Genomic DNA, 16,823 nt, shown 5'->3' with positions numbered 1-16,823 from the left:
GCGTGCGATCGTCACCCCATGTCCCATGGCCATTGGTGGAACGTCGAGGAGTGGCGGCGGCCGGGCCCCACCGCTGCCCAGCGCCGCAACGACCTCTGGATCGGGCTGGCGGTGGTCACCCTCGCCGTCCTCAACCTGTTCCTCTCCCGCAGCGCCGGATTCCTGCACAGCGAGGACGCACCGGCCCGGGCCGAGCAGATCGCCTGGGCGGTGGGCACCACCCTGCCGCTCGTCTGGCGCCGCCGGTGGCCGGAGGCGGTCGCGCTCATCATGTCGGCGCTCTTCATCGGCGCCCAGTTCCGGGGCGCTCAGGAGCAGCAGGTCACCTCCTACGCCCTCTACGCCGCGATCTACACGCTCGGCGCGTGGGGCCCGAACCGGCAGCGCACCCGGATCCTGCGGCTGGCGATCATCGCGGCGATGTTCTTCTGGCTCACCGTCGCGTTCGTCATCTCGTTCGAGGAGATCACGAGCGAGGAGTTCACCGGCGCCTCCGGGGAGCTGCCGGCGCTCTGGTCGCTGATCTTCAACATCTACGGCATCAACGTGATGTTCTTCGGCTCGGTCTACCTGGTCGGTGACGCCGCCTGGAACAGCGCCCACCGCCAGCACCGGCTGGAGGTCCAGGCCGCCGAGCTGCGGGCCGCCCAGGAGGCCGTCGCCGAGCGCGCGGTCATCGGCGAGCGGGTCCGGATCGCCCGTGAGCTGCACGACGTGGTGGCACACCACGTGTCGGTCATGGGCATCCAGGCCTCCGCCTGCCGGCGCGCGCTGGACAAGGACCCGGCCCGGGCCCGGACCGCGCTCACCGCGATCGAGGAGGGCGCCCGGACCGCGGTGGACGAGTTGCGGCGGATGCTGGGAGCACTGCGCGCCTCCGGTGCCACCGCCGACGCCGCGGGAGCCGGGATCGACCGGATCCCGGAGATCGCCGACAACGCCCGGGAAACCGGGCTGACCGTGCACTTCGCCGTCTACGGGGACCCGGTGCCGCTGCCCGACTCGGTGTCGCAGGCCGCGTACCGGATCGTGCAGGAGGCGGTGACGAACACGCTCAAGCACGCGCATGCCGGGGTTCTGGACATCCGGGTCCGCTACCTCAGCGCGGACGTGGAGCTGGACGTCACCGATGACGGGCGGGGCGGGCCGCCGGGAGCGGGCGGTGGCATGGGCCTGATCGGTATGCGGGAACGGGTGGCGGTGCACGACGGGGTGCTCGAACACGGTCCGCTGAGTGGAGGGGGCTACCGGGTGCGCGCCCGATTGCCGTACACGCCCGTCCTGACGACCGCGGGAGCTCCGGAATGACGATCAGTGTCCTGCTCGCCGACGACCATCAGCTGGTCCGTACCGGCTTCCGGGTCATCCTCGAGATGGAGGACGACATCACCGTGGTCGGTGAGGCCTCCGACGGCGCGCAGGCCACCGACCTGGCCCTGCGGCTGCGGCCCGACGTGGTGCTGATGGACGTGGAGATGCCCGGCGTGGACGGGCTGGAGGCCACCCGCCGGATCGCCGCCGCGAGCGGTCCCTCGGTGCTGATCCTGACCACGTTCGACCGGGACGACTACCTGTTCGCCGCGCTCCAGGCGGGCGCGAGCGGCTTCCTGCTGAAGAACGGCACCCCGGAGGCGCTCACCGAGGCGGTACGCGTGATCGCCGCCGGCGACGCCCTGCTGGCCCCCGCCGTCACCCGCCGGGTGATCGCCGAGTTCAGCACGCCCCGGCCGCGGAACCCGGGATCCGGGGTACGCCTGGACGAGCTGACCCCCCGCGAGCACGAGGTGCTGGTCTCGCTCGCCGGCGGTGCCACCAACGCGGAGATCGCGGCTGACCTGCACCTCGGCGAGACCACGGTGAAAACCCACGTCAGCCGGGTGCTGATGAAGCTCGGGGCGCGGGACCGGACGCAGGCGGTGGTTCTCGCGTACGAACTCGGGGTGGTCCGTCCTTCGCAAGGATGACCCCCGCGGGTCGTTCCCGCGCCGGACGACGCGGCCATCGATCGACACCTAGCGTTAGCCCCATGACCACCGTCCTCAACGTCGATGCCGTAAACCGGTCCTTCGGCGACCGCCAGGTCCTCAAGGACGTGTCGTTCGCGGTGGAGTCCGGCCGGCTGACCGGCTTCGTCGGCGCCAACGGCGCCGGCAAGACCACCACCATGCGGATCATCCTGGGCGTGCTCGCCGCCGACACCGGCACGGTGACCTGGCGCGGCGCACCGATGACCCGGGCCGTCCGGTCGCGCTTCGGCTACATGCCGGAGGAGCGCGGCCTCTACCCGAAGATGGCCGTCGCCGACCAGGTCGTCTATCTGGGCCGGCTGCACGGGCTGAGCACCGCGGACGCCAAGCGGAACACCGCCGCCCTGCTCGACCGCCTGGAACTGGGCGAGCGCGCCGGCGACCCGGTCGAGAAGCTGTCGCTCGGCAACCAGCAGCGTGCGCAGATCGCCGCCGCGCTGGTCCACGACCCGGAACTGCTGGTTCTCGACGAACCGTTCTCCGGCCTGGACCCGCTGGCCGTCGACACCGTCGTGGCGGTGCTGCGGGAACGCGCCGCGGCCGGCGCGGCGGTGCTCTTCTCCAGCCACCAGCTGGAGGTCGTGGAACGCCTCTGCGACGACCTGGCGATCATCGCGGAGGGCACGATCCGGGCCGCCGGCAGCCGCACCTACCTGCGCGAGCAGTACGCGCTGCCGCGTTACTCGGTCGAGGTCGGCGCCGACGCCGGCTGGCTGCGCGACGAACCGGGCGTGACCCTGGTCGAGCTGGACGGCCCGCGGGCCGTCATCGACCTGGACCCCGCGACCGACGACCAGCAGGTGCTGCGCGCCGCCCTGGCCCGCGGCCCGGTACGCGCGTTCGGCCCGGTCCGCCCTTCCCTGGCCGAGATCTTCCGAGAGGTGATCCAGTGACAACCCTCCAGGCCACCCGGCTGGTCATCGGCCGGGAACTCCGCGCCAAGCTGCGGGACAAGGCGTTCATCTTCAGCACCGTGTCGTTCCTGGTCATCCTCGTCGCGTCGATCGCCATCCCGGCCATGCTGGAGAGCGGCCCCACCAAGGTCGCGGTGACCGACAGCACCTATGTGGAGGCCCTGCAACGGGCGGGCCTGGAGGTCCAGCAGGTCTCCGACCCGGCCGCCGCCGAACAGCTGGTCCGCGACGGCGACGTGGAAGCCGCAGTCGTCGCCGGGCCCACGGTGGTCGCTCTTGAGGACTCGCCGGACGAGGTGGTGGAGGCGCTGAGCACCTCGCCGCCGGTGCAGCTGCTGGACGCGCCGCCGTTCGATCCGGCCCTGACGATCTTCGTGCCGCTGCTGCTCGCCATGCTCTGCTACATCACCTCGCTGCTCTTCGGGCTGCAGATCGCGCAGAGCGTGGTCGAGGAGAAGCAGACCCGGATCGTCGAGATCCTGGTCGCCAGCATCCCGACCCGCGCGCTGCTCGCCGGCAAGGTCGTCGCGATGACCCTGCTCGCGTTCGCGCAGATCGCGCTGCTGGCCGTCATCGCCCTGGTGGGCACCACGGTGACCGATCTCGACGCCGGCCTGCTCGACGCCCTCCGGCCGACTCTCGGCTGGTTCCTGCCGTTCTTCGTGCTCGGCTTCATCATGCTGGCCGCGATCTGGGCGGGGACGGGTGCGCTCGCCGCCCGCCAGGAAGACCTGGGCAGCACCTCCGGCACGGTGCAGATGGTGGTACTCATCCCGTTCTTCGCGGTTCTCTTCCTCCGCGACAACGCCGCCGCCCTGCAATTCCTCTCGTACTTCCCGTTCTCCTCGCCGATGGCGATGCCGATCCGGATCTTCCAGGGCGACGCCGCCGGCTGGGAACCGTTCGTGGCGCTGGCGATCCTGGCGGGCACCGCGGTCCTGCTGCTCGCCGTCGGCGCCCGCATCTACGAGGGCTCGCTGTTGCGCACCAACACGCGTACGTCGATGGCGACGGCGTGGCGCTCCCGCTCGACGGTGAGCTGAGACGCCCGTTTCAGGTGCCGGGTCGATGATCCCGAGTCGGTGGACATCACCCGGCACCTGCGGGCAGGATCAAGGGCATGTCGATGCGCTGGGGCATGACCGTGCCGCTCGGCGGCGTCTCGCTCGCCGAGCACGCCGCCGTCTACTCGGCCCTGGCCGATGCGGGTTTCACCGACGTCTGGACGGCGGAGGTGGCCGGCACCGACGCCTTCACCCCGCTGACCCTGGCCGCCGCGTGGGAGCCCCGGCTGCGGCTGGGCACGGCGATCGCCCCGGTGTTCACCCGGGGGCCGGGCCTGCTGGCGATGACCGCGGCGGCGCTCGCCGAGACCGCTCCGGGCCGTTTCCAGTTCGGCATCGGGGCGTCCTCACCGGTCGTCTCCGGTGACTGGAACGCCGCCGACTTCGTCCAGCCGTTCGCCCGCAGCCGCGACATGCTGCGCTTCCTGCGTTCCGCACTCGCCGGCGAGGTCGTCGACAAGCAGTACCAGACGTTCCGGGTCAAGCGCTTCCGGCTGGAGCGGCCGCCCGCCACCCCGCCGCAGATCATGCTCGCCGCGCTGCGCCCGCAGATGCTCCGGCTGGCCGCGGCCGAGGCGGACGGCGTGATCCTCAACTGGCTCTCCCCCGGCGACGTCACCACCGCCCTCGCCGAGACCAAGGAGGCCAGGCCCGGGTTCGAGGTGGCCGCCCGGATCTTCGTCGTCCCCACCGAAGACGCCGGCTACGCCCGTACCGTCGGCCGCCGGATGATCACGTCCTATCTCACCGTCCCGGCGTACGCGGCGTTCCACCGCTGGCTGGGCCGTGAGGCGGCGCTCACGCCGATGTGGCAGGCGTGGGAGTCCGGCGACCGCAAGGGCGCGCTCGCCGCCATCCCGGACGAGCTCGTCGACGAACTGATCGTGCACGGATCGCCCGATCAGTGCCGGGCCCGCGTCCAGGCGTACGCGGACGCCGGCCTCACCGTCCCGGTCATGGCCCTCACCCCGACCCCGGAGCTGGAGCGTGGCGGGTTCGCCGCGCTCACCGAGCTGATCGCCGCCCTGGGCCCCCGCTGACACCTCACCCGGCCGCGAAATTCCGTTGACCGCGGTGCCAGGCTGGAACCATGCCGGTGCAGATCAGACGGTTCACTCCCGCCGACGTCGACACGGTCGTCGAGTTCGCGCTGCGAGCGTGGGCGCCCGTCTTCGAGTCCTTCGAGAAGGTCCTCGGTTCGGAGATCTTCCTGCTCGCCTATCCGGACTGGCTCAAGTCGCAGGCCCGCGACGTCGCCCGGGTCTGCACCGAGCACGCCGAGCACACCTGGGTGGCGGTGGCCGACGGGCGTCCGGTCGGCTTCGCCGCCTTGATCTACGACGAGGCCGCCTCCAGCGGTGAGATCGAGATGATCGCGGTCGACCCGGACTATCACCGGCAAGGCATCGCGGCCGCGCTGATCGACCATTCGCTCCATCGGATGCGGGAGGCAGGCCTGAAACTGGCCGGCATCGGCACCGGCGGCGACCCGGGCCACGCCCCGGCCCGCGCGGCCTATGAGAAGGCCGGCTTCACGCCGCTGCCGCTCGTCCACTACTACAAACCCCTGTAACCGCCGGGTCCGCTTCGGTTCCGCCCATTTCGAGGTACGCGTCCACGCCGTCACGCCGAATTCGCCCGTCCCCGCTCTCCCCCGCGATCTCGGTGCCGGCTCCCGGCCGCAACGCGACCGCCGGGCCCAGGCAGTGGGGGAACCGCCGGCTGACGCCGTCGCCAACCCGGCGAGGCGGGCCCGGCACCCTGCGATTTCCCGGCGGCCACGTTCGCCAACCCGGCGGGGCGGGCCCGGCAGCCTCCGACTCCCAGCGGCCGCATTCACCAACCCAGCGATGCAGGCCCGGCACCCGCGACTCCCAGCGGCCGCATTCACCAACCCGGCGGGGCGGGGTGCGGCACCCGCTGCGGTTTCCCGGCGGCCGCGTTGGGGCTGGGAGCGGGCAGGGAGGTCGCGCGGGCATGGCGGGACTAGCTAGCTGGGTTTGGGGACGGTGTGGCGCGTACCGATAAGAAAAACGCACCCCAGGGAGCTTCCTGGGGTGCGTTTTGGATGCGGGGTCACTCGCCGTCGGCGAGGATTGCGTAAAGCTTGCGCTTTGTCTCGTTGAGCACGGCCAGGGCCTTCTGGCGCTGCTCCGGCGTGCCGGTGAAGCCGACCTGCTTGAGGGCGCTCATGATGCCGACCGCCGCGTCGCGGAAATCCTGCACCTGCGACATCGCGTCGTCGCCGACCTGGGCCCACGGCGGGTTCTGCGCGGCGGTCTCGGCCTCGGGCCGGCCGTCGGCGGTGAGCTGGTAGCTCTTGCGGCTGCCCTCGGCGGTCGCCTCGATCAGGCCCTCGTCCTCGAGGAGCTGGAGGGTGGGGTAGACCGAGCCGGGGCTGGGGCGCCAGATCCCGTTGGTGCGGGCATCCAGCTCCTGGATGATCTCGTAGCCGTGCATGGGGCGCTCCAGGAGCAGCGCCAGGATCGCTTGCCGCACGTTCTGCCGGGAGCCGCGGCCACCGCGGCGCGGGCCGTGGCGGCCGAATTCCGGGGGCGGGAAGCCGGGGCCGCCGGGGCCGAAGGGGAATCCAGGTCCGAACCCGAAACCGCGTCGGCGACCCTCGCCGACCCAGCCGCGTCCGCGTCCCCGCTCGCCGTCGTTCATGTACCTCATGACCTTCTCCGTTCTGTTGTCGATAGTTAGACGATATATCGCCGAACAGTCGAGGGCAAGGCATTGCGGGAAGGCGGGGCCGCGGTACGTGTCGGACGCCCCGGATCTGGCAATCTGGTACCTGTGTTGACGGTGCCCATTCGGCAGCTCGGCGAGCCCGAGCGCGCTGCGGTCGAGCGGATTTTGGACGCCGACCCCTACGCGGGCGCCCAGATCGCGGAGCGGGTGGCCTCGCACGGCCTGAACTGGTGGCGCTCCGACGGACGCATCTACGGCTACGAGCCGGCCCGCCGCGTCGAGTCGATCATCTGGTCCGGTGCGCATCTCGTGCCGGTCGGTGCCACTCCGGCGGCGACCGCCGCCTTCGCCGACCTGCTCGGTGCGGATCCGCGGATCTGCTCGTCCATCATCGGCCGCGCCGAGGCGGTCCTGGATCTGTGGGACCGGCTCGGCGGACATTGGGGGCCGGCCCGTGACGTGCGGCGCAACCAGCCGCTGCTGGTCACCGACCGTGACCCGGCAGTACGCCCGGATCCGGAGGTGCGCCTGGTCCGCTCCGGCGAGGTCGACCAGCTCTTCCCGGCCGCGGTGGCGATGTACACCGAGGAGGTCGGGGTCTCCCCGCTGCTGGACGACAGCGGCCGCGGTTACCGGCGGCGGATCGCCGAGCTGGTGAAAGGGAAGCGGGCGTATGCCCGGTTCGCCGGCGGCCAGGTGATCTTCAAGGCCGAGCTGGCGATCATCACTCACCGGACCACGCAGGTGCAGGGCGTGTGGGTCCACCCGGAGTACCGGGGGCGCGGCCTCGCCACAGCCGCCATGGCAGCGGTGGTGTCCGACGCGCTACGACGGGTCGCGCCGACCGTGAGTCTTTACGTCAACGACTACAACAAAGCCGCACGCCGGGTGTACCAGCGGTGCGGCTTTGTGTCAGCGGGATCGTTCGCGACGGTGCTGTTCTAGCGTCAGTGCACGGTGACCGTCGGGCCGGGCAGCAACTCGCGCAGCTCGTCGGGGAGTTCGGCGCCCATCTCGTCGGCGAGGCGCAGGGCCTCCTCGACAAGCGTCTCCACGATGATCGACTCGGGCACGGTCTTGATCACCTTGCCCTTGACGAAGATCTGGCCCTTGCCGTTGCCGGAGGCCACCCCGAGGTCCGCCTCCCGGGCCTCGCCGGGCCCGTTCACCACGCAGCCCATCACGGCCACCCGCAGCGGGACGGGGAAGCCCTCCAGCGCCGCCGTGACCTGCTCGGCCAGCGTGTAGACGTCCACCTGGGCACGCCCGCAGGACGGGCAGGAGACGATCTCCAGGCCGCGCTCACGCAGGCCCAGCGACTCCAGGATCTGGTTGCCGACCTTGATCTCCTCGACCGGCGGGGCGGACAGCGAGACCCGGATGGTGTCGCCGATGCCCTCGGCGAGCAGCGCACCGAACGCCACCGCGCTCTTGATCGTGCCCTGGAACGCCGGGCCGGCCTCGGTCACGCCGAGGTGCAGCGGGTAGTCGCATTGCTGGGCGAGCAGACGGTACGCCCGGATCATGACGACCGGGTCGTTGTGCTTCACCGAGATCTTGATGTCCCGGAAGCCGTGCTCCTCGAAGAGCGAGCACTCCCAGAGCGCCGACTCGACGAGCGCCTCGGCGGTGGCCTTGCCGTACTTCTCCAGCAGCCGCTTGTCCAGCGAGCCTGCGTTGACCCCGATCCGGATCGGGATCCCGGCGTCCGACGCGGCCTTGGAGATCTCCTTGACCTTGTCGTCGAACTGCCGGATGTTGCCCGGGTTGACCCGGACCGCGGCACAGCCGGCGTCGATCGCGGCGAACACGTACTTCGGCTGGAAGTGGATGTCGGCGATCACCGGGAGCTGCGACTTCTTGGCGATCGCGGGCAGCGCCTCGACGTCGTCCTGCGACGGGACGGCGACCCGGACGATCTGGCAGCCGGACGCCGTGAGCTCGGCGATCTGCTGGAGCGTGGAGTTGATGTCGGCGGTGAGCGTGGTCGTCATCGACTGCACGCTGACCGGTGCACCGCCGCCGACCGGCACGTTGCCGACCATGATCTGGCGGCTCTGCCGGCGCGGGGCCAGCGGCGGCGGGGGGACGGCCGGCATTCCCAGACTGATCGCAGTCATCTCACTCACTTGAAGATCGTAATCGGGTTGATGATGTCGGCGGTCACGGTCAGCAGGGTGAACGCCCCACCGATCAGAATGACCGCGTACGTCACAGGCATCAGTTTGTAGTAGTCCACCCGGCCGGGATCCGGTCGCCGGAACAGCCGGTAGAGCCGCGACCGGATCGCCTCGAACCAGGCGATCGCGATGTGCCCGCCGTCCACCGGCAGCAGCGGCAGCAGGTTGAACAGGCCGATGAAGACGTTGAGCGAGATGAAGACCTGCCAGAAGACCTCGGGCACGCCCTTCTCGATGGCCTCGCCGCCGATCCGGCTGGCGCCGACCACGCTGATCGGGGTGTCCGGGTCACGTTCCTCGCCGGTGATCGAGTTCCACAGCGCGGGGATCTTCTCCGGGATCCGCGCCATCGCCTTGAGCGAGTTCTCCACCAGGTACCAGTTGAACTCGCCCGATGCGGGAACCGCTCCGAGCGCACTGTAGGTGATGACGGCCGGCTGGTCGGTGGTCCAGCTCACCCCGGCGACGGCGACCTGGGAGACCGGCCCCTCCGGGTCGTCGAGCGGTGTCCGCTCGGCGCTGACCAGGTCCACGGTGGTCGTCGTGGTCTGACCGTCACGCACGTACTCGAACGGGGTGGGGCCGGCCGTCGAGGCGCGGATCGCGTCGGTCAGCTGGCCGTAGTTCGCCACCGATGTGGCGCCCACCTTGGTGATCACGTCACCGGTCCGCAGGCCTGCGGCCTTCGCCGGCGCCTCGACGGCGCTGGCCACCCCGGGCACACACTCGGTGCTGGCGTCGGAGAGCGAGGTCGGGATGCAGTCGCCCACCCGGATCATCGCCGGTGCGGCGCGCTGGCCCTCGATGGTCTGCGGGATGTCCGTGTTCGGCAGGCCGATCGTCATCGCCATCACCCAGGCGCCGACCAGCGCCAGCATGAAGTGTGTGATGGATCCGGCGGCGAGCACGACGGTCCGCTTCCAGACCGGGAACCGCCACATCGCGCGGTGCTGATCCTCCGGCGCCACGTCGTCGTCCTGCGGCGTCATCCCGACGATCTTGCAGAAGCCGCCGAGCGGGATGGCCTTGAGCCCGTACTCCGTCTCACCACGCTGGAAAGAGAAGATCGTCGGCCCGAACCCGACGTAGTACTTCGTCACCTTCATGCCGAAGCGCTTGCCCGTGATCATGTGACCCAGCTCGTGCAGGCTCACCGAGATCAGGATGGTCAGTGCGAACGCCGCCGCACCAAGCCAGAACAGCATCAGGCTCCTTCAGCCAGAGTGGCGATCGTCTGCCGTGCCTGGGCACGCGCCCAAGCCTCCGCGGCAAGCACGTCTTCGACGGTACCCGGCTCCGCGAAGCCGGGAGCCGCCGCGAGCACGCGCTCCAGCGTGTCAACAATGCCCAAGAAAGGTAGCCGACCGGAGACGAAAGCGGCCACACACTCCTCGTTGGCCGCGTTGTAGACGGCCGGCAGGCAGCGCCCGGCCCGCCCCGCCTCCTTGGCCAGCCGTACGGCCGGGAACGCCTCCTCGTCGAGCGGGCGCAGTTCCCAGTTGTGCGCCAGCGTCCAGTCCACCGCCGCGGCGGCCTGCGGCACCCGCTCCGGCCAGGCCAGAGCCAGCGCGATCGGCAGCCGCATGTCCGGCGGGCTGGCCTGCGCCAGGGTGGAGCCGTCGGTGAACTCGACGAGCGAGTGCAGCACCGACTGCGGGTGCACCATGACCTCGATGTCGTCGTACGGCACCCCGAACAGCTCGTGCGCCTCGATCACCTCGAGCGCCTTGTTCACCATCGTGGCCGAGTTGATCGTCACGACCGGGCCCATGTCCCAGGTCGGGTGCTTGAGCGCCTCCTGCGGTGTGACGTTCGCCAACTCCTCGCGGCGGCGGTCCCGGAACGCTCCCCCGCTCGCGGTGAGGATCAGCCGGCGCACCTCGGCGGCCGTGCCGCCGCGCAGGCACTGAGCGAGCGCCGAGTGCTCCGAGTCGACCGGGACGATCTGCCCGTCCTTGGCGATCCGGCGCACCAGCGGGCCGCCGGCGACCAGGGACTCCTTGTTCGCCAGGGCGAGGATCCGGCCGTTCTCCAGTGCGGCCAGCGTGGGTGCCAGCCCCAGGCTGCCGACCACACCGTTGAGCACGACGTCGCAGGGATGCGCGGCCAGCTCGGTCATCGCGTCGGGACCGGCCACGATCTTCGGGATCTTGAAATCACCGGTGGCGTATCCGCGCTTCTGCGCCACGGCGTAGAAGGCGAGCTGGAGGTCCTGCACGACCGAGGCCCGGGCCACCCCGACCACCTCGACGTTCAGTTCGAGCGCCTGGGTGGCGAGCAGTTCGACGTTGCCGCCGCCGGCGCCGAGCGCCACGACACGGAACCGGTCCGGATTGCGCCGGACGATGTCGATGGCCTGGGTGCCGATGGATCCGGTGGAGCCGAGCAGGACTAGGTCTCGCATGTCGCCCATCTTCCCGGACGGGAGCCAGCGGTCAGCGGGCCGGGGCGGAAACGTGCGCCCGGAGGAAGGCGGTGACCTCCGCGGCGGTCTCCGGCGGCAGCCCGTCGGTCGGTACGGCGTAGAAGCCGCTCTTGCCCAGCCGCGCCAGCACCATCCCGGGAAGCTCCTCGAGCCGGTCCACCGAGCCCCAGCGGAAGAGGTTCTCCACCTTGTCGTTGCCCATCCAGACGCCCTGATCGTCGATCCGGTAGTCGGTCGGCCGGTCGATCAGCCCGGCCATCTTGCGCAGGACCATCCGGGTGGTCACCGGCGGAATGATCAGCAGACAGGCGAGCCCGAACAGCACCGCGAACGACGCGACGAAGACGTCGCCGAGCAGGAAGAGGAGGGCGCCGAGGACCACGAGGGCGGCGCCCATCCACCGGTAGAGCCGGTACTGGGGCCGGAGGAAGGCGTTCAACGACGCGGTCAGCTGCTGCTCGGTGGGATGTGCCGAGAACGCGAAGGGTGCCATGGATGCAAGATCGTAGTGAAACGTGAACGCCGATGGGGTACCTCCCAGCCGTGCGATCGAGACTCGCGACCCTCTTCCGGCCGCTGCGTGGGCGTGACGTGGCGTTGCACGCTGCCGCCATCACCTTCTACAGCGGGATCGCGGTGGTTCCGGTGGCACTGCTGGCGATCTGGCTCACCGGGCTCGCCGTGGGCGCGCAGCGCGTACGCGATCTGACCGGCCGGACCCTCGCCGCGCTGCCGGACGAGATCGGCGCGTCCCGCGCGCTCAGCGCGCTCATCGACGCCGGGCTGGGGCTGACCCCGATGCTGGCGCTCGCCAGCCTGCTCCCGGCCACCCTGTACGGCGAGGGTCTCCGCCGCGCCTTCGCCTCGCTGCGCAAACCGGGTGAGTCGCTGGTCGGCTGGCGCGGCCGTCTCCTCTGGCTGCCGCTGCTGGCCGCCGCGCCGGCCCTGATGCTCGCCCTCTTCCTGGCGCTGCCCACGACGAGCGGCCTCTGGCTGCGCGGCGGGTGGTGGGCGGTGCTCGGTGTGGTGCTCTCCTTCCTCGCCGCCTGGCTGGTGCTGACCCCCGTGGTGATCTGGGTGTTCCGGTACGTGGCGCCGGGCCGCCCGCCGTGGCTCGCGACGATTGTGATCGGCTCGTTCACCGCCGCGAACCTCTCCGGGTTCCTGCACGGCTCGGTGCTCTTCTGCTCGCTGCCGCTGGACCTGGGCGTGCCGTTCGGCGGGTTCACCGAGATCGGTGGGATGGTCGCGGTCGGCCTGTGGCTCTACCTGTTCCACGTGGTGCTGCTGACCGGGTTTGCCGTAACGCACACCATCAAGCCGTATTTAACGGATGATTCGCCGAGGCCGGCCCCCGCTACCCCGGGGTAGCCTCGCGAACCATGACCCCCATTCCCGACCGCGCCGACGTGGTGATCATCGGAGCCGGCCACAACGGTCTGGTCTCGGCGATCCTGCTCGCCCGCGCCGGGCTCGACGTCGTCGTACTCGAGGCCGCAGGCGTGCTGGGCGGCGCCACCCGCACCGAACACCCCTTCCCGAAGGTTCCCGGGCTCGGCCAGTCCACCGGCTCCTATCTGCTCGGGCTCATGCCACCGGAGCTGCTGCGGACCCTCGGCGTCGACATTCCGACGCTGCGCCGCGACCCGCACTACTTCCTGCCGACGCCGGGGCCGGCCGGCTCGCCGTACCTGCTGTTCGGCAGCGACCGCGAGGCCAGCCGCGCGCAGCTGGAGACCTTTTTCTCGGCCCGCGACGCGGCCGCCGACGAGGCGCTCGCCGTCGAGATCGGCGCGCTGCGCGCCGATCTTGGAGGAGCCGGCCTCAGTGGAGGAGATCGCCGATCGCCACATCCGGCCGCAGCTCCAGAGCACGTTCCTCGATCTGGTACGCGGATCCGTGGCCGACTACCTGGCCCGGTTCGGGTTCAAGAGTGAACTGCTGGTCAGCATGTACGCGGTGACCGACGGCCTGTCCGGGCTGAACGCCGGCCCCGACGACCCGGGAACCGGGCACAACTTCCTGGTGCACAACATGTGCCGGCTGCCCGGGGCGGACGGCACCTGGCTGATCGCCGAGGGCGGCATGGGCACGGTCTCCCGGGTCTTCGCCGACGCCGCCCGCGCGGCCGGCGCCCGGATCGTCACGAGCGCCGCGGTGACCGAGGTGACCGTGGACTCCGGTGCGGCAAGTGGCGTGGTCCTGGCCGACGGGCGGTCGATCTCGGCCCGGGTGGTGCTCGGCAGCTGCGACCCGTACCGGTTGATGGATCTCGTCCCGGACGGCACCCTGCCGTCCGCGCTGACCGAGCGGATGGCCGCCGTACGGCGGACCGGCACCACCCTCAAGGTCAACCTGGCGCTGCGCGACCTGCCGAAGTTCTCCTGCCTGCCGGCGGGCGCGCCGTCGCCGTTCGGCTCGACGATCCATCTGCTGCCCGGCGATTCCGGCTCACCGATGGCCGCGCTGCGGGAGATGTGGGCCGACGTGCAGGCCGGCCGGCTGCCGGCGGAACCCACCATCGAGTGGTACCTGCACACCACGGTCGACCCGTCGCTGCGCGATGACGCCGGGCATCACTCGTCGGCGCTCTTCGTGCAGTCGGTGCCGTACGAGATCGCCGGCTCGTCCTGGGACGCCGAACTGCCCGGTTACGTCGAGCGCCTGCTGGCGATCTGCGATCGCTACGCTCCCGGCACGTCCGAGCTGGTCGCGGACATGATGCCGCTCACCCCGCCGGACATCGAGCGGCATTTCGGCATCACCGGCGGTCACATCCACCACGTCGACAACACCGTCGCGTTCGACAGGCGCATGCCGTACGCGACCGGCCTGGACGGCCTCTACGCCGGTTCCGCCGGAACCCACCCGGCCGGCAGCGTCATCGGCGCCGCCGGCCACAACGCCGCGCGGCGCATCCTCAAGGATCTGGGCCGGTAATCCTGTCGAGAGTCACGACGCAGCTTCTACCACCTCCCGAGGAGCCCTCCGCGCTCCAGAAGGAGAAGTGCTTCGTGACTCACGCACCCTTGGCCACGGCGGAGCGGACCCTTCCGGTCCGCGCCGCCGGCCTCTCCGCGATCTCCGGCATCGCGTTCGTGGCGCTGCTGACGCTGATCCATGTGGTCCGGCGCGACGTCTCACTGAACTCGCAGACCACCAGCGAGTACGCGATAGGCGACCTCGGCTGGCTCATGGTGGTGGCGTTCCTGCTCTCCGCCGTGAGCTACGGCGCCCTCGCGGTCGCTGTCCTCGCCAGGCGCCCGCGGCGACCCGCGCGGGCCGGCGCGATCCTCCTGGCGCTGGTGGCCGCCGGTACGGTCGTCGGCGGAATCTTCGTCACCGACCCGGTCAACACCCCGCAGGACCAGCTGTCCACCAGCGGCACGCTGCACGGCCTCGGTGCCGGCCTCGCGCTCATGTTCTTGCCGGTCGCGGCACTGCTGGTGGGTTTCGGGCTGCCCAGCGACAGCCGGCACGTCCTGCGGTGGACCGCGGTGCTCCCCCTCGCCGCGCTCCTCATGTTCCTGGCCGTCCAAGCAGTGCCGGACATGTCGATCGGGTGGCCGGAGCGGCTTCTGGTCCTCGTCTACGCCGTCTGGCAGATCGTCGTGGCCCGCGTCCTCTCCCGGCGGACGGTACGGTGACGAGAACGTGGGAATCGCTCGCGGATTTCTCGCCGGAGGACGTCGAGAACCCGGCGCCGGCTTCTACCTGACGGTGAGAGTGTCCGAGACCTGGAGGAGTACCACGTGAAATACATGCTGTTGATGCAGTTCAGTGAGGCGACCGGCGACTTCCCGGCGATCAGCACCTGGACGCCGGAGGAGGTCCAGGCGCACATCGGTTTCATGATCGAGGCCAACGGCAAGCTCGCCGCGGACGGGGAACTCGTCGATGGGCAGGGGCTGGCCTCACCCGAGCAGGCGAAGATCGTCCGCGCCGGCGTCGGCGGGGCACCGGTGGTCACCGAGGGGCCCTTCCCCGAGACGAAGGAGTTCCTCGCCGGCTACTGGATCGTCGACTGTGACACCGCCGACCGGGCCGTGGAGATCGCGGCGTACGTCTCGACCGCACCCGGGCCGGGCGGGAACCCGCTCAACATGCCGATCGAGGTACGCCCGATCATGTCGGCACCGGCCGAGGATCTGTGACGGCTGAACACCCCTGACCGACTCGCCGAGGACCTGCTGCGCGATCTCGTGCCGCAGGTTCTCGGCGTGCTCACCCGCAGGTTCGGCGACTTCACGGCGGCCGAGGACGCGGTGCAGGAGGCCCTGCTGGCGGCCATCACGCAGTGGCCGGAGCAGGGACGGCCGGACAATCCCCGAGGCTGGCTGATCCAGACCGCCTACCGCCGGATGATCGAGCAGGTACGCAGCGAGCAGGCCCGGCGGCGGCGGGAGGAACTGGTCGCCCGGCGTGAGCCCACCGACCGGTTGTCGGCGCCGGCGGCGGATCTCGAGACGGCCGTTGAGCGGGAGGACACGCTGGTCCTGCTGTTCCTGTGCTGTCACCCGGTACTGTCGACGGCCTCGGCGATCGCGTTGAGCCTGCGGGCGGTCGGTGGTCTGACCACCGCCGAGATCGCCCGGGCCTTCATCGTTCCCGAGTCCACCATGGCGCAGCGGATCAGCCGGGCAAAGCAGAGCATCAAGGCCGCCGGAAGCACGTTCCGGATGCCGGACGCGCAGGACCGGCCGCGCCGGCTCGCCGCCGTTCTGCACGTCCTCTATCTGATCTTCAACGAGGGGCACACCAGCAGCGCCGGGCCGGACCTGCGTCGGGTGGAGCTGTCCGCGGAGGCGGTCCGGCTGGCCCGGGCGGTGCACGCGCTGCTGCCCGGCGACAGCGAGGTCACCGGCCTGCTGGCGCTGATGCTCCTCACCGACGCCCGCAGCCCGGCGCGTACCGGCCCGAACGGCGAACTGATCTCGCTGGCCGACCAGGACCGCAGCCGCTGGGACGCCGGCGCCATCGCCGAGGGCGTCGCGCTGATCACCCACGCGCTGCCCCGTGGGCCGGTCGGCCAGTACCAGATCCAGGCCGCGATCGCCGCGCTGCACGACGAGGCGCCGACCGCCGAGAAGACCGACTGGCCCCAGATCCTCGCGCTGTACGAGGTGCTGGAACGCCTCTCGGCCAACCCGGTGGTGTCCCTCAACCGCGCCGTCGCGTTCGCCATGGTGCACGGCCCGCTCGCCGGGCTCGACGCCCTGGCGGCGCTCGACGCGGACCCGCGACTGGCCCGGCACCACCGCCTGGACGCGGCCCGGGCCCACCTGTACGAGATGGCCGGCGACCGGCGGGCCGCCGCCGAGCACTACCGCACCGCGGCGAAGCGGACGACCAGCCTCCCCGAGCAGCACTACCTCGCCCTGCGAGCGGCCCGGCTCGGCGAGCCCGGTTGAACCCGGTGGCCCGCATCGGCCCGGCGGTCGCGCTGGGGCCGTGCGGGGCACTGAGGTCGCGCGGGAGCCGGGGGACGGCTCAATTGCGGTTGGGGACCCGTGGCGCGT

At 71.0% G+C, this 16,823-nt stretch carries 16 protein-coding genes and 1 pseudogene; 12 read left to right on the top strand and 5 right to left on the bottom strand.

Annotated elements, in window-relative coordinates:
- The first annotated feature begins 18 nt into the window (after window positions 1–18).
- The 6 genes from I4J89_RS00145 (at window position 19) to I4J89_RS00120 (ending at window position 5,578) form a co-directional block, all read left to right on the top strand.
- Window positions 19–1,308, top strand: coding sequence for a sensor histidine kinase (locus I4J89_RS00145; protein WP_196411707.1), 1,290 nt, complete (start codon window positions 19–21; stop codon window positions 1,306–1,308).
- Window positions 1,305–1,964, top strand: coding sequence for a response regulator (locus tag I4J89_RS00140; protein ID WP_196411706.1), 660 nt, complete (start codon window positions 1,305–1,307; stop codon window positions 1,962–1,964). The genes I4J89_RS00145 and I4J89_RS00140 overlap by 4 nt, the downstream gene beginning before the upstream one ends.
- Before the next feature lie 62 nt (window positions 1,965–2,026).
- Window positions 2,027–2,920, top strand: a complete 894-nt coding sequence (locus I4J89_RS00135; protein WP_196411705.1) for an ABC transporter ATP-binding protein — start codon at window positions 2,027–2,029, stop codon at window positions 2,918–2,920.
- Complete coding sequence (locus I4J89_RS00130) at window positions 2,917–3,984, top strand: ABC transporter permease (RefSeq protein WP_196411704.1); 1,068 nt, start codon at window positions 2,917–2,919, stop codon at window positions 3,982–3,984. Before I4J89_RS00135 ends, I4J89_RS00130 begins: the two co-directional genes overlap by 4 nt.
- 77 nt (window positions 3,985–4,061) lie before the next feature.
- On the top strand, window positions 4,062–5,045 hold the full coding sequence (locus tag I4J89_RS00125) for an LLM class F420-dependent oxidoreductase (RefSeq protein ID WP_230858145.1): 984 nt from the start codon (window positions 4,062–4,064) through the stop codon (window positions 5,043–5,045).
- A gap of 50 nt (window positions 5,046–5,095) precedes the next feature.
- Entirely contained in the window at window positions 5,096–5,578 is a 483-nt protein-coding gene (locus I4J89_RS00120; RefSeq protein ID WP_196411703.1) for a GNAT family N-acetyltransferase, read from the top strand.
- A gap of 503 nt (window positions 5,579–6,081) precedes the next feature.
- Here I4J89_RS00120 and I4J89_RS00115 read toward each other — a convergent pair.
- Window positions 6,082–6,681, bottom strand: coding sequence for a PadR family transcriptional regulator (locus tag I4J89_RS00115; RefSeq protein ID WP_196411702.1), 600 nt, complete (start codon window positions 6,679–6,681; stop codon window positions 6,082–6,084).
- Between the two features lie 123 nt (window positions 6,682–6,804).
- Between I4J89_RS00115 and I4J89_RS00110 the strand changes: the two genes are divergently transcribed.
- Window positions 6,805–7,644, top strand: coding sequence for a GNAT family N-acetyltransferase (locus I4J89_RS00110; protein ID WP_196411701.1), 840 nt, complete (start codon window positions 6,805–6,807; stop codon window positions 7,642–7,644).
- A gap of 2 nt (window positions 7,645–7,646) precedes the next feature.
- On the opposite strand, the gene ispG is transcribed toward I4J89_RS00110, so the two are convergent.
- The 4 genes from ispG to I4J89_RS00090 are packed head-to-tail and all read right to left on the bottom strand — an operon-like array spanning window position 7,647 to window position 11,797.
- Window positions 7,647–8,819 carry a flavodoxin-dependent (E)-4-hydroxy-3-methylbut-2-enyl-diphosphate synthase gene (gene ispG / locus I4J89_RS00105; protein WP_196412202.1) on the bottom strand — a complete coding sequence of 391 codons (1,173 nt, stop codon included), beginning with the start codon at window positions 8,817–8,819 and terminating at the stop codon, window positions 7,647–7,649.
- Window positions 8,820–8,824: 5 nt separating this feature from the next.
- Entirely contained in the window at window positions 8,825–10,084 is a 1,260-nt protein-coding gene (locus I4J89_RS00100) for a M50 family metallopeptidase (protein ID WP_196411700.1), read from the bottom strand.
- Complete coding sequence (gene dxr / locus I4J89_RS00095; RefSeq protein WP_196411699.1) at window positions 10,084–11,292, bottom strand: 1-deoxy-D-xylulose-5-phosphate reductoisomerase; 1,209 nt, start codon at window positions 11,290–11,292, stop codon at window positions 10,084–10,086. Before dxr ends, I4J89_RS00100 begins: the two co-directional genes overlap by 1 nt.
- 22 nt (window positions 11,293–11,314) lie before the next feature.
- Entirely contained in the window at window positions 11,315–11,797 is a 483-nt protein-coding gene (locus I4J89_RS00090) for a YcxB family protein (protein ID WP_196411698.1), read from the bottom strand.
- Window positions 11,798–11,847: 50 nt separating this feature from the next.
- Between I4J89_RS00090 and I4J89_RS00085 the strand changes: the two genes are divergently transcribed.
- The 5 genes and pseudogenes from I4J89_RS00085 (at window position 11,848) to I4J89_RS00065 (ending at window position 16,715) form a co-directional block, all read left to right on the top strand.
- Window positions 11,848–12,675, top strand: coding sequence for a YhjD/YihY/BrkB family envelope integrity protein (locus I4J89_RS00085; protein ID WP_309238110.1), 828 nt, complete (start codon window positions 11,848–11,850; stop codon window positions 12,673–12,675).
- An 11-nt stretch (window positions 12,676–12,686) separates the two neighbouring features.
- Window positions 12,687–14,244 (top strand): annotated as a pseudogene (locus I4J89_RS00080) (phytoene desaturase family protein).
- Window positions 14,245–14,318: 74 nt separating this feature from the next.
- On the top strand, window positions 14,319–14,951 hold the full coding sequence (locus tag I4J89_RS00075) for a DUF998 domain-containing protein (RefSeq protein WP_196411696.1): 633 nt from the start codon (window positions 14,319–14,321) through the stop codon (window positions 14,949–14,951).
- Window positions 14,952–15,065: 114 nt separating this feature from the next.
- Window positions 15,066–15,458 (top strand): YciI family protein, encoded by a 393-nt coding sequence (locus tag I4J89_RS00070; RefSeq protein WP_230858188.1) that lies wholly within the window; start codon window positions 15,066–15,068, stop codon window positions 15,456–15,458.
- Window positions 15,459–15,461: 3 nt separating this feature from the next.
- Window positions 15,462–16,715, top strand: coding sequence for an RNA polymerase sigma factor (locus tag I4J89_RS00065; protein ID WP_196412201.1), 1,254 nt, complete (start codon window positions 15,462–15,464; stop codon window positions 16,713–16,715).
- Window positions 16,716–16,823: the final 108 nt, after the last annotated feature.

The organism is Actinoplanes aureus (genome assembly GCF_015704865.1).
In the GTDB taxonomy this organism is placed as follows: domain Bacteria; phylum Actinomycetota; class Actinomycetes; order Mycobacteriales; family Micromonosporaceae; genus Actinoplanes; species Actinoplanes aureus.
This window is presented reverse-complemented; position numbering and strand designations above follow the sequence as displayed.

What these genes read in the sequence shown, in the direction of transcription:
- I4J89_RS00145 (WP_196411707.1), top strand. Translation starts at nt 19, where the DNA reads ATGTCCCATGGCCATTGGTGGAACGTCGAGGAGTGGCGGCGGCCGGGC.
- I4J89_RS00140 (WP_196411706.1), top strand. Translation starts at nt 1,305, where the DNA reads ATGACGATCAGTGTCCTGCTCGCCGACGACCATCAGCTGGTCCGTACC.
- I4J89_RS00135 (WP_196411705.1), top strand. Translation starts at nt 2,027, where the DNA reads ATGACCACCGTCCTCAACGTCGATGCCGTAAACCGGTCCTTCGGCGAC.
- I4J89_RS00125 (WP_230858145.1), top strand. Translation starts at nt 4,062, where the DNA reads ATGTCGATGCGCTGGGGCATGACCGTGCCGCTCGGCGGCGTCTCGCTC.
- I4J89_RS00120 (WP_196411703.1), top strand. Translation starts at nt 5,096, where the DNA reads ATGCCGGTGCAGATCAGACGGTTCACTCCCGCCGACGTCGACACGGTC.
- I4J89_RS00115 (WP_196411702.1), bottom strand. Translation starts at nt 6,681, where the DNA reads ATGAGGTACATGAACGACGGCGAGCGGGGACGCGGACGCGGCTGGGTC.
- ispG (WP_196412202.1), bottom strand. Translation starts at nt 8,819, where the DNA reads ATGACTGCGATCAGTCTGGGAATGCCGGCCGTCCCCCCGCCGCCGCTG.
- I4J89_RS00100 (WP_196411700.1), bottom strand. Translation starts at nt 10,084, where the DNA reads ATGCTGTTCTGGCTTGGTGCGGCGGCGTTCGCACTGACCATCCTGATC.
- dxr (WP_196411699.1), bottom strand. Translation starts at nt 11,292, where the DNA reads ATGGGCGACATGCGAGACCTAGTCCTGCTCGGCTCCACCGGATCCATC.
- I4J89_RS00090 (WP_196411698.1), bottom strand. Translation starts at nt 11,797, where the DNA reads ATGGCACCCTTCGCGTTCTCGGCACATCCCACCGAGCAGCAGCTGACC.
- I4J89_RS00070 (WP_230858188.1), top strand. Translation starts at nt 15,066, where the DNA reads ATGCTGTTGATGCAGTTCAGTGAGGCGACCGGCGACTTCCCGGCGATC.